The following is a 12,820-nucleotide window of genomic DNA, read 5'->3' on the forward strand; positions in this document are numbered from 1 at the left end:
GTAGGATACGATAAAATCAGGTAAGAGGTACTCTAATAAAGGCAGAAAACTTTCCAAAACAGATAGGGTTGATTAAAACACAAACCTAAAAAAATCCAACGCTCTCCACAAATTTTGGGTTTGCTCCCACAATTTTCTCGTTACACAAACTGATCCAGCACCAAAACACCCAGTAAACCTACGATTGAGACGATGGTTTCCATAACCGTCCAAGTTTGGAGTGTTTCTTTGATGGAAAGGTTGAAGTATTCTTTAAACAGCCAAAAACCGCCGTCGTTAAGGTGGGAGCAAATTAAACTGCCCGAGCCAATGGCCAATACCATCAATTCGGGCTTTACCCCTTGACTCTGCACTAATGGCGCAATAATACCTACTGCCGTAAGTCCAGCCACGGTGGCGGAGCCTACACAAATGCGAATTACCCCTGCAATGGCCCATCCTAAAATAAGTGGAGAGATTTCTACTCCTGCCAACAGCTCTCCAATGTACTTACTCACGCCCCCATCGGTCAAGATTTGTTTGAAGCCCCCGGCACCGGCGACAATCAACAAAATAATAGAAACGCTCTTGAAAGCCTCTTCGAGCGATTTCATGACGTTTTTGGTCGTTCTGCCGCGTCTAATCCCGAGAAAGTAAATGGCGACCAGCACAGAAATCAACATCGAGATTGAAGGGTCGCCCAAAAAAGCAAAAACCGTGTAAAGAATGCTTTCTTCCGCAAAATTACCTTTCAACCAAGGCATAAGCGTCAGGAGCAATAAAGGCAACAACGCCACGATTAAGCTAATGCTCAGACTAGGCATTTCCGACTCGCTGAAATGTTTGGTGTTAAATAAAGAAGCGTCGGGTTTTGGGTCGTATTTTTTGAGGGTTTTGGCAAAAATGGGCCCCGCCAGAATAATGGCTGGGATAGCGACGATTAAGCCGTAAAAAAGCGTTTGACCTACATCCGCCTTAAATTGAGCGGCAATTGCCGTAGGAGAGGGGTGAGGGGGCAAATAACCATGCGCCACCGACAATGCCGACAACATCGGAACTGCCACGTACAGCATGGGTAATTTGGTGGATGCGGCAATGGTAAAAATAAGCGGGATGACAATGACAAACCCGGCATTATAGAACAACGGTAGGCCAATGATAAAACCCGCCAATGCCAACCCCCAAGGCAAATATTTTAAGCCAAAAATATTCATTAGAGTTGTGGTAATCCGCTGGGCCGCCCCGCTGTCGGCCACGAGTTTTCCGAGCATGGAGCCAAAACCGATAATAATGACCAAGGAACCGAGCGTACCTCCAATGCCTTTTTCGAGCGATTGACTAATCGACGTCACACTCATGCCACACGCCAGGCCAAGCCCAATACTGACCAAAACAAACGAAATAAAGGTGTCTAAATGAAAATAAGCAACTAAGATAATAAGTGCTAAAATGCCCAGCAGGACGTACAATAAGAGCATACAGGGTAGGAGTTAAGAAGTTAGGATTAGTAACTGACTTGGTACAGTTAATTTGTGCAATAATACTAACTTAATGGGTTTAAGTTGTACAAAATCGTGAGTCGAATAATTTTAACCTAACTGTCCAAGTTTTGAAAAGTAAGCAGCAGACGCTTGTAATCTACTCCCATACCAGCTGAAGAGTTCACCATCTACTACCAAAATGGCCGCATCTGGACAAATATTCTGAAATTCCTGAAGATGTTTTTCTTTAAAAGGATAGGGCTCGGAAGATAAAAAGATATAGTCAGGTTGGGCCTGTCTAAGTTGCTCAGCGGATATTTCGGGATAACGGCTCAATGAACCAAAAACATTCTGAAATCCTGCGCGATTGAGCATATCGTCAATAAATGTACCAGAAGCGGCTACCATGAATGGTTTACGCCAAATAAAGTACGCCACTGTTTTGGGTGGGAGCTTCGTCGTTGGAAGTACTGAGAATCCTTGCTGAATGTTCAAAACGATAGATTCTGCCTCTGACTCTTTTCCTACCAATGCCCCAATCCGTAAAATCATATCGACGGCATCTTCAAGGTTAAAGATATTCGACATCCACACGGGGAAGGATTTTTTGAGGGTGTTTATTCCTTTTTCCTCATTTTCTTCTTTATTACCGATAATTAAATCTGGATTTAGCCTTTTGATGACCTCAACATCAAAGTTTTTAGTGCCTCCAACCTTGGTTTTGTGCTTTGTTTCGTTGGTGGGATGAATACAGTAGTTAGTAACTCCCACGATTTCTTCGCGCAGTCCGAGGGCAAAGAGTAACTCAGTTTGTGAAGGTACAAGCGAAACAATACGTTTTGGTGAAACAGGCAGCGTAACTTCCTGATTCATTTGGTCTTTTACGGTTTTTGTCATGGCAAAAAAGGGTTACTTTTTACCTGACCAAGTTTTACGGATGCCAATTTTACCCCCAAACGTATTGGTATAAAGTTGTCCCTGATCAAGGGCAATGGCGGCGTTCCATTCAAGGCCTTCCCAGAGGCCAATTTGGCCATCCACTTGTAGCAAACCCGAAAATTGCTTGGGTACAGATTCATAAGGAAAACCGTAGGTTCCGTAATTCAAGCTATAGGAAAGTTTACTCAAAAAATGCAGTTTCTCGCCATAGTAGCCTTCAAAGCCAAAATGATAAACCACCACGCGGTTGTTGTTAGCGATTTCGTTGCTGTTATAATCATCAGAGTTATTCGTATCTCGGTAATTGGTAATGAAAGGAGTGCCTATGATGCGTCGTTTGTATGACCAACCATCGAAGTATTGTTGGTGATTGAAATAGTTGTCACGACCAAAAATACCGCCTTCAAAATCAAACGTCGAGCCCCCTTGGCTTTTGGTGTATAAAAACTCAAAAATGGCTTTCTTGAGGCTAAATTGCCCTTTTTTTCGTTCTGGGTAAAGAAACTTCAGCACGATTCCTTGAAGGCCATCAGCGATGTTGTTGGCATCTTTTCGAAGTAAAGAACCATCATCGTATAGGCTCTGTCGGTAAATGGAAAGGCTCATGCGACGAAATTCAAATTCTGCGCCGACATCTAACGTGCCTAAGTGGTTTCCAACCCTATTGGTTGAATCAAAAGCGGTATTTCCTAGGTTTCTAGCTCCAGTAACTACCGAAATGTAATCCTTAAAGCTGACGGGAAAGGTTCGATTATTGACGGTTCCAATGTCACCGTAGGTTTTGCCCCCCCACTGTACCTGATGATTGAAGCCCCCGTATAATCTTAGTTGGGAAGTGGGTTTACCAATGCGAACATAAAATGTTTTTTGGTGAAGGAAGTAGCCGTAGGCGAAATCCCCTGAGCCAAACCAACCATGAGCGTATGAACCTTTGAAAGAAATCAGATTTTTGGTGAAAGTGAGTGGAAGAAAGTCTACAATGGCTAGTTGGATTTTTGGAATGGGAAGGGCATTGCCAGACCAAACATAAGAACCACTGCCAAGGAGCGTATCACATAAACCTACGGTTTCACGTTTTCTCCCAACATAAAACTCCCATTTCTTAAACTGTACTTTTCCGTAAAGTTCTGGTAAAATTACCTGACTGTTGGCTGACATATTTGCCACCAGGTCGATGCCGTACCCTGCTTTCAAATGAGGCGTTTGAGCAATAGAAAACAGGTTTTTTGAACCTGCACGAATCATAAGTCCTGATGCCTCTGGCACCGTAGCGTATTGATTGGTTCGCATCCAAAATGGTGTCCTAGCTGTTGAGCCATATCCTGTTAGCGATACATATTGTTGATTGTGGTTGCTTAGTGTCGAATCTTGGGAAAATGCGTTGTGAGAAACGAAAAAGAGCCCTTGAAGGAATAAGTGTAATACAATGGTTTTTTTTTTCACACAATTATAGCTCTTTGAATGGATAGTAGGGATATTGGTTATTCTAAATGTAAACTGCTTTTGAACAAACATTTAAAACTGGATTAGTTGACAAATAAAATCAAAAAAATACGCCCCTCAAAAAGTATCTTCTTTATATTGCTTGCTAATACAATAATAATGACCCTCGAAGAAGTAAAAAAAATCATCGGTATCAGACAAGACCAAATTTGGCTATTAAAAGCGGCCCTTTTTGCTCCTGAGCAAGCGATTACCTATTGGGAACGTTGGAAAAAATACCAGAATCTCAATCATATAACGAAAGAGGATGCAAACTATTCCATTTTCTCTGGGGTTGATACTGAATCTTTAAGGGTTCTTCCTTTAATTTATCGAAATTTAGAACATAGTGGAGATTCCCTTTTGCCAGCATTACGGGATGCCTATCGAAACACATGGATGGCTAACCAAAAGTTGTTGTATAGGGCACAAGAGATAGTTCGAGCTTGCAATGAAGCGGGTATTCCAAACATGCTGCTTAAAGGTATTCCGATGTCGTTGCATTATTATAAAGATATGGGGGTACGACCGATGGGCGATGTAGATCTGTTAGTTCCATTGGAGTATTTAGAGTCAGCCGTCTCACTGTTAGCTTCGTATGGTAATATTCCTGATGCAGTTGAGGACAAATACCGACATCTCATTCATGCTATGCACTGTTTTGATGAAGGGGGGGTAGATGTGGATTTGCACTGGCAAGCTTTTTTCTTTCAAGAGCATCAACAAAGTAATTGGGTTTTTGAAAAAAAATATTCAGAAAAACTACAGCTTGACCCCGAAAACGCCACATATATTTTAAATGATTCATATCAACTTTTTCATACCATTATTCATGGAACATTGGAAGGGCAACCAACCATTCGATGGATTTTGGATGCCGTCAAAATTTGCAAAAGTCCTTCTTTTAATGGAGACATTAATCAAATAACGGAGTTTGCCGCCGTAAACCATCTTGATTATGCTTTGAAAGTATGCCTTTTTTATCTTAAAAATGAGTTTCAATTATCAGATTTTCCGGTAAATACCGATGCTAATAGCATTAAAGAAATTAATTTACAAAAAAAATTTTTTCGTTTATCAGGCGAACACCCCAGTAACAGTATGAAGCGTACAGTACGAATGTTTGTAAGACAAGGTATAGCGTATGATTTATTTTATAAAGGCTTAACTAAAAAAACAAAATTTGTGTGGTTATTTGAGCGTCTTAAGTTTAGATTACAACAAGAAAAAAAACGTTTAATCAATCAGTAGCTTCAATCTAAAGTAAGCATTTCAAAAGATAATATGCACATTTTACTTCCCTTTGGCTTTAAGCATCACTACTACCGTTTCCCAAATAATCAACATATCAACAAACAGCGAAACTTTTGTTAAGTATTGTAAATCAAACTCCAAACGCTGAATCATTTCCTCGACGTTCTGTGCGTATCCAAATTTTACTTGGCCAATCGAAGTGATGCCCGGCTTGACCGTCAATAATTTAGTAAAATCAGGGGCAATGGGGGTTATTTGGTCAATAAAGAATTGACGCTCAGGGCGTGGGCCTACTACTGACATATCGCCTTTTAAAACATTGTAAAATTGTGGGATTTCATCCAAGCGCATTTTACGCATAAATTGTCCCCAGGGGGTTATTCTGGGGTCTTCATTGCCAAATGATAATGCGGGGCCTTCTTGTTCCGCATTCACGTACATGCTTCGAAATTTATAAATGTGGAACGGTTTTCCTGACTTGCCAATCCTTTCCTGAGAATAAAATATGGGCCCTTTGGAAGAAAGTTTAGTGATTAGACCTAAGATAATCCAAATTGGTAAACCTAAAAAAAGAATAAACGAGGAAAAGGCAATATCGAAAATACGTTTCAGGATTTGTACTTTTATATCCTCCCAAAAGCGATTTGAAATATCAATAATCGGCAACATGTCATGGTATTCAACCGTCGATTGCCTGCTGAGAATGGAAGAAAAATCGATGACTAACTTTACTTGAAAATTTTCTTGCTCTGACTGAGTGATGATGTTACCTAATACTTCATTGTTGATGTAAGGGGTACAGCAGTACACGCAATCAATGGTGTTTTGTTTAATAAATGTTGTTAAACGATCATAATCTCCCCGCATAATAGACTTGTTATTTTCGTCTATGTCGCCAAAAAAACCGTAAAATTCGTAACCAAACTCGGGGTAATTCTCGTAAAACTCTTTTAAAGTAGTGGCTAGTTTACCGTGGCCAACAATGATGTAGCGTCGTATATTATGACCTGAGGCGCGGTAAAATTTAATGAATACTACAGCAAAGACTCGCCAAGTAATTCCTAGTGCCACAAATACCATGAGCATATACAACATGTGCAGACGGGATAAATTCAAGTCCCTTAAAATAATCCACGCAAATGCCATACAAGCCGCAAATACTCCTGAAAGTGATAGGTACTGATACAAGATATTGAAAACATGAAACTTGATGCGGGAGTAATTATAGGGCTTTACGATGACGATTAAGCCTAACCATATCAAGTTACAAACGAGCAAAAACCATTTATATGAGGTATTTAATTCAGTGGAAAGTCCAAATTTAATTACGTGTGCAATCCAAAAAGATAGATTTAGAAGTATCCAATCAAGAATAAGTTGAAATGGTAAGAAAAGAAATGAGTAACGATGTTTCATATTTTTCAATGATGAAGTGATTATTTTAACATAATACAGCTTCAGTAGAACCTTAAACCATTAAATAAGTGTGCCCAAGATACTTCTATCTTGGGCACACTTATACAAAGAACAGCTCAATATTACTTAGTAATAAGTAAGTTTTGTACAAAACTTTGGTTTTTTTCGGTACGAAGGACTCGTAGAAAATAACTGCCGTTGGATACTTTATCACCTATCGAATATTTAGTTGAAAAATCTTTGACTTTGCCCTCCTGCTTAACCAATGAACGTCCACTCAAATCAGTAATATCAAGCGAAATATTTTCGTTGGCCGAAAACCCTTTCAAGCGAACATCAAATGAACCATTGCTTGGATTGGGATAAACACTCACTTCGGCATTTTCGGATGCTTCCGCAATTTGTGTGCCAATCGTAAAGTAAGATGCCCCATTCAATACAGTTTGCGCCGAAACCACGTTATTCTCAACACTCCCAGCTGCCAAGTTCCATTGATTGTCGCGCAATTGAAGGATTTGGTTGTTGGCCTGCTCCGACGCAACACTCACTTGGATATTTTGGTTTTTGATACCCTGAACTGCCCAATAGTTGTTGCCAGTCACTTCAGCAACTGCATCAGCTAGTTTATTAGACAGACGAGTGGGGCTCTGCGTCACAAATCCGACCGAAATTTTATCTTCAGTCGCGGGTTTAGAGATGGCAAAAGTATGTAGTTCGAGTCCATCGCCCACGGGAAAATCAAACGCATCATCGCCCGACTTTTGAACGTATCCCTTCACGTGTGAGCGGTTGGAGGCTCCCGTAATTTGAGCGTTATCGGCTATTTCTAAGGGGAATAACGCCGTATTTTCAATAATTCCTTTGCCAAATTTTAGCTCGTTCTGTACAATCAATGGAGCTTGCAGATTCACTTTGCCGACTTGAGAAAGTAAAAGTGAGCCTACGTTGATAGAATTAGCACTCTGAATCAGTTGCGTTCCTTCTCCGTCCAATACGACTTGACCATTCAGCGTCATTTGGCCTTGATTGCTTATTCCTTTGCGGAGATGAAGCGTACCGTCTGATTTCAAGTTACCTTGGTTAATTATTTCGTTGTTCAAGGTAACAACAGCATCCGAACCAATATAGACTTCGGTTGAGGAGAAAAACTGGGCATGAGCAGCAGGAATACAGAGAAAACCCAGAAAAACGAGTAGTGGCTTTTTCATATTATAAAAAACATTTATGTCTGTTTTGAAAATTCAATGAGTAAAGCTAAGTTTTTTTTGGATTATCCACAACAAGATGGACTATAAGTTATCTAACGGTATCTTTGAGCCATTAGATTGAGGTTTGACAAAATAAAATAAAGCGACAGTCTTGTTATGCAAAAAAAATACCAGCAATTAAATCAGCGGTTACCTCATTAAATTGACGGTGCCAAGTTTAGAATAAGACCTTTCTTTCGTATCAGTATATTCTATTCTATAGGTATAAAATCCTGGGCTTAGCTCTCTGCCGTTTACGTCGGTTCCGTCCCATCCTTTTGTTACATCTTTTGTGTTGTAGAGTACATTGCCCCAGCGGTCATAGACCGTTATTTCTAGCTTATTGATTAATTGACCTTTTATCTCAAATGTATCGTTTAGTCCATCATTGTTGGGGGAGAAGGTATCTGGAACAAACAATTTGACCGTTCGACCGTAGCTGATGGCATTAGATAGGCTAGTTTGTCCACTAACACTCGTAGCACGAACGCGATAAACTACTTCAGCATCATTATCACTGATGTCAATTGGCCATTCTGTACTATTGCCAACGGGATAAGTGGCAACCACCTGACCATTGTCATTGAGCTTTTCAATGGTATAGGTGTTGACCGCTGTGGAAAAAGGCGATTCAGCGGACCATTTTAAAGTTTCCTTTTCTGCTTGCAGGTAAATGGTGCAAACCGTTGGCCTTGTAGCAGGTTTACGGTCGCAAGCATCGGCGTAGGCTACTTGGTAGCAAGCGCCACTTTGAGTAGCATTTAGGCTGGAATCAATAAAAATGCTATTGGCACGGGTTAGTTCATTACCATTTTTGGTGAACGAATAATTTTTTACTTTGACCGTGTTGGGTACCGCTATGCTTACCTGACCGTACAAATTATTTACTATGGTGGCCGTAGCATTCGTAATAGGAGCGGGATCATTCAACACTTCAAAAGTTTGCGGGTCGCTATCCGCATTACATCCATTCAATGCTAGGGTTCCTTCCCCCCTTACCCTAATTTGATAAGTGCCAGAAGCTGCATATGTGTAAGTAGGAGTAGGTTGACCAGGTTTAAACACTTGTGCCTGCTTCCCATCTCCCCAATCAATGAAATACTGTCCAAAAGCAAGACCTGTGGTATTTATCGTTAACTTGGTTGTGTTTCCGCATTCGGATGCGAGTGAAAAGGTGGGTTTTGCCGTAGCATAGACTTGAATAGAAATGCAGGCGACCGATGGTTTTCCATTCAATGTACCTAACTGTACAATATAGTAGGAGCCTGGTTGTGAGTATTCATTAAATGTACGAGTGGTAGCTTTTGAGGTGTCAATTATACTTTTATAATCATAAACATAACGAGCGTTTGTTATGGTAGCAGGAGTGGTAACCGTCACGGCACGGCCTGTACACTGAGTTCCTACCTCGGTACCAGCAATTGCAAAACTCCCGTCTACCCACTGGGGACCAAACCGCGCTGGAACAGGGCACTGCGCCGAAGTTACCTTTGTGAATACCAATCCGCACAGGCACATTATATAAGGTAGAATATACCGATAGTTGACGTAAGTCATGGTGAATAAAAATTGTATTTGCGAAATTAGAAAGAATAAGCAATATTTAAACGTACTTAAGGGCACAAAATGCTACCGTTAGATAATTTTAGGGCAAAGCATTTTTTCATTCTGTTTTTATCCCTTATTTTCGGAAAGTGAAATAGAAACTGAAACAAAAACATATCAGACACATGAAAAAAATTCTTACTCTAGCGTTGGCCTTTAGTTGCGGGGCTGCATTAGCACAGAAAACAGATAACGTCGGGATTGGGACGACAAAGCCTGACCCTTCGGCGATTTTGGACTTGAATTCTAACACGAAAGGGTTGCTACTACCCCGAATGAATCAGGCCCAGCGTGATGCAATCAAAAATCCAGCAGCAGGTTTGGTTATCTTTCAAACCGACCAAGTGGTAGGTACTTATACATTTGATGGCACTGCATGGCAACCTTCAAACGCTCGCACATCGGCTGTTAGCTCAGTAGGTGCATGGGATAAGCAAGGGAATGCGATTGATGGTACTGATTTCTTGGGTAGTACCAACAATTTCCCATTGGTGTTTAAAGTAAATGGCATTAAAGCGGGTTATATTGATAACACAGATTATGATAACGTTTTTATTGGTCGTTTTAGTGGACAGAGTACAGTTACCTCTGGAGCGCCAGTTGCTACAAATAGTGGTGGGTACAATTTAGGTATTGGCTCTAAAACACTTCAGGCGAATACGACAGGTGCTTCAAATACTGCAATTGGTGCAGCTGCCCTTTTTTCAAATACAATAGGTTACTCAAATTTAGGACTAGGCGGATTTGCTCTATTTCAGAACGTAAGTGGTAATACCAATACAGCTATAGGGCTATATTCCATGTTTGCAAATCAAAGCGGAAGTGGAAATATAGCAATTGGTAGTAGTTCATTGGAGAAAAATATATCAGGAGGTAATAATGTTGCGATTGGTAGTGGGGCTGGTTTTAATAATACAGCAGGTAATAACAACGTTTTTATAGGCTTCCAAGGAGGGTATAGTGAAACTGGTAGTAATAAACTTTATATCTCTAACAGTAGTGCTGTCAACCCATTAATTAAAGGAGATTTTAATTCAAATTGGGTAAAAGTTAACTCAAAAACTGCGGGTTATTTGGCGGTTGGAGACTTTGATGCAGGAACTCCTATGCCAACTCCTGCTGGTTATCGTCTCATCGTACAAGACGGTATTTTGACTGAAAAGCTTAAAGTAGCACTTAGAACGGATGGGATGAACTGGGCAGATTATGTTTTTGAGCCCAGTTATAAGTTGATGCCGCTAGAAGAAGTAGAAAAATACACTACTATAAATAAGCATCTTCCAAATGTTCCTTCTGCTGATGAAATAACAAAAGAAGGTATTGATGTAGCTAAAGTTAGTAAAATGTTTATGGAAAAGATAGAAGAGCTAACTTTGTATATTATTGAATTAAATAAAGAAATTAAGGTTTTAAAGGAACAACAGAAGGGGTTAAATAAATAAATTCATTTCTCAATAGCTTTTTTTAGCCTATTTAAGATGTTTTCTTTATCCAAAAAGCTCAATGCATAATTACGTGCATTGAGCTTTTTATTTTCCATTATTGAATAGTTATTGTACGTAAATAGAATTGTTTCAGAGAGAGCAAGGGCGCTCCCAGGCTCAATACAAATCCCAAGATTGTGCTTATGAATGAGGTTATAAAGAGTAGTGCCGGGATTCGCCGTAATGATTGATACACCTCCAGCAGATAAAATTGTTGTAAGCTTGGATGGCATTAATAAATCTGAAGTTGCTGCCTTTTGAATTACTAAATGAATATGGGCTATAGATAATAAATCAGGCAATTCGTTATACGGCAATGTATTTGCAAAAATAATGTTATTAAGTTCCATACTTTCCGCATACGAAATTAATGCGTCTTTTTGAACACCATTCCCGCAAATCAGGAATTTTATATTTTGAAATCCCTCTAAGTGTTTGGCAGCATCAATCATTATTTCAAGACCCTGTTTCTCTCCAATACTTCCGCAATAAAGAACAATAAAGTCATTTATAGTTAACCCATAGCGTTGAAGCATTGAAATGTTTGGAGCTAATGGTTTTATAAAATCGGTTTCAACCCAGTTAGGAAGCATAAAGTATTTTTGTTTGTCGATTGCTTTCGATAAAAGCTTGTCTTTCATGCCATCACTTATACTCGAGATAATACCAGCATTTTTTAAAATTAGTTTTTCTGCTCTATATAAAATAGATAAAAGAATTTTTGAATTTATCAATTTTAGCTCACGAGCTACATCAACTTGTAAATCTTGAATGTGATAGACGTGTATACATTTTCTCCAAAAGAAATTATATACAGTTGGATAAATACCGATTAGCATTGGGGGGGCAACTGAAATAATAACATCATATCTCTTAAAAAAACAGGGAAGCCAATGCCAAAGAGAAGTTAAGTGAAATGAAAACTCATGAAGAATTCTTTTATAACCAGTAATGTCTTTTGGAATAAAGATAGGGCATCGCTTAATTATTAGATTATCTTTTTTTTCTATAGACCACTTATTCTCAAATTTACTATTTAACTTCCATTCAGGATAGTGGGGAACTGCTGCGATTACTTCAACGTTGAAATTATTCTCAGCGAACCAAGTTGCCATTTCACCAGTGTATTTTCCACTACCAGTTAATTCAGGAGAAAAATTTAAACCATAAACTAATATATTCATACTTTCCGTTTATATAAAATATCTAGTTGTTGAATGATTGAATTATTTCCAATTTGTAAAAAACCAATTGGTGCAACAATTTCAAAATTCATAAAAGTTAAATATTGGTGCATTTCATCAAATAGGGGTTCATCCTTGTACATTGGTACGAAAGACGTCTCAATTAGTATATAGTCTACATTTTTAATAAATTTATTAGCGCCATCAAGGACTTTTTTTTCAAGCCCTTGTACATCAAGCTTTAATAATGTAGGACGTAAGATTGGTAGGTCAAGCTCATCAAGTTTAGCACAAGCAACTGTTATTGTACTAAATGTACCCGTTTGAGGTATCTTATCCTTCTGATAATCTGTTATATCTAATGCAGAACTTGCGTATGTTAGATTATTTTTATTGAATTTTAGATTACCATTAAAATCACTTAGTGCAATATTAAAAGGGGTTATATTTTTATTATCTTTTACGTTTAAGACTAACTGGTCATAACATTCTGGAAGAGGTTCAAAACTAAAAACTTTTGTATTAGGAAAAAACCTACATATTGCTCCTGTGAACTGTCCAATATTTGCGCCAACATCTATTACAGAGGCAATTGGTAATTTTAAGTCAAAAAAACTGTTACAAAGACTAAATGAAGCAATTGATGCGTTTTTTTTTAATAGATACCCTATTCCACCTTTAGGGTGCAAAGCAATTTGGAATGTTGATGCAATTTTAGATAAGATTTTCAGCATAAAGAATAAATGTTA

10 protein-coding genes are annotated in these 12,820 nt (G+C 38.9%); 2 read left to right on the top strand and 8 right to left on the bottom strand.

Annotation, left to right across the window (positions count from 1 at the left end; all coding sequences use genetic code 11):
- Positions 1-140: 140 nt before the first annotated feature.
- The 3 genes from NCI00_RS18085 to NCI00_RS18095 all read right to left on the bottom strand — a co-directional run bounded on the left by NCI00_RS18085 (position 141) and on the right by NCI00_RS18095 (position 3,689).
- The gene (locus NCI00_RS18085) at positions 141-1,457 is read right to left on the bottom strand and encodes a gluconate:H+ symporter (protein ID WP_253529819.1); all 1,317 of its coding nucleotides are present in this window, start codon (positions 1,455-1,457) and stop codon (positions 141-143) included.
- 111 nt (positions 1,458-1,568) lie between these two features.
- Positions 1,569-2,357 (bottom strand): ABC transporter substrate-binding protein, encoded by a 789-nt coding sequence (locus NCI00_RS18090; protein ID WP_253529821.1) that lies wholly within the window; start codon positions 2,355-2,357, stop codon positions 1,569-1,571.
- A 12-nt stretch (positions 2,358-2,369) separates the two neighbouring features.
- Positions 2,370-3,689, bottom strand: coding sequence for a capsule assembly Wzi family protein (locus tag NCI00_RS18095; RefSeq protein WP_253529823.1), 1,320 nt, complete (start codon positions 3,687-3,689; stop codon positions 2,370-2,372).
- Positions 3,690-4,001: 312 nt separating this feature from the next.
- On the opposite strand from NCI00_RS18095, the gene NCI00_RS18100 reads away from it, so the two are divergent.
- Positions 4,002-5,132, top strand: a complete 1,131-nt coding sequence (locus tag NCI00_RS18100) for a nucleotidyltransferase family protein (protein ID WP_253529825.1) — start codon at positions 4,002-4,004, stop codon at positions 5,130-5,132.
- A gap of 42 nt (positions 5,133-5,174) precedes the next feature.
- Here NCI00_RS18100 and NCI00_RS18105 read toward each other — a convergent pair whose 3' ends face one another.
- From NCI00_RS18105 to NCI00_RS18115, 3 genes are all read right to left on the bottom strand, one after another.
- Positions 5,175-6,551, bottom strand: a complete 1,377-nt coding sequence (locus tag NCI00_RS18105; protein WP_253529827.1) for a sugar transferase — start codon at positions 6,549-6,551, stop codon at positions 5,175-5,177.
- 122 nt (positions 6,552-6,673) lie between these two features.
- Positions 6,674-7,759 (bottom strand): T9SS type A sorting domain-containing protein, encoded by a 1,086-nt coding sequence (locus tag NCI00_RS18110; protein ID WP_253529829.1) that lies wholly within the window; start codon positions 7,757-7,759, stop codon positions 6,674-6,676.
- A 189-nt stretch (positions 7,760-7,948) separates the two neighbouring features.
- The gene (locus NCI00_RS18115; RefSeq protein ID WP_253529831.1) at positions 7,949-9,355 is read right to left on the bottom strand and encodes a T9SS type B sorting domain-containing protein; all 1,407 of its coding nucleotides are present in this window, start codon (positions 9,353-9,355) and stop codon (positions 7,949-7,951) included.
- A gap of 173 nt (positions 9,356-9,528) precedes the next feature.
- On the opposite strand from NCI00_RS18115, the gene NCI00_RS18120 reads away from it, so the two are divergent.
- Positions 9,529-10,845 carry a phage tail-like protein gene (locus tag NCI00_RS18120; protein ID WP_253529834.1) on the top strand — a complete coding sequence of 439 codons (1,317 nt, stop codon included), beginning with the start codon at positions 9,529-9,531 and terminating at the stop codon, positions 10,843-10,845.
- A gap of 2 nt (positions 10,846-10,847) precedes the next feature.
- On the opposite strand, the gene NCI00_RS18125 is transcribed toward NCI00_RS18120, so the two are convergent.
- Positions 10,848-12,071: a WcaI family glycosyltransferase gene (locus tag NCI00_RS18125; protein ID WP_253529837.1), complete on the bottom strand. Its 1,224-nt coding sequence runs from the start codon at positions 12,069-12,071 to the stop codon at positions 10,848-10,850.
- Complete coding sequence (locus NCI00_RS18130) at positions 12,068-12,805, bottom strand: FkbM family methyltransferase (protein WP_253529840.1); 738 nt, start codon at positions 12,803-12,805, stop codon at positions 12,068-12,070. The genes NCI00_RS18125 and NCI00_RS18130 overlap by 4 nt, the downstream gene beginning before the upstream one ends.
- Positions 12,806-12,820: the final 15 nt, after the last annotated feature.

It is taken from the genome of Runella salmonicolor, assembly GCF_024158025.1.
Classification (GTDB): domain Bacteria; phylum Bacteroidota; class Bacteroidia; order Cytophagales; family Spirosomataceae; genus Runella; species Runella salmonicolor.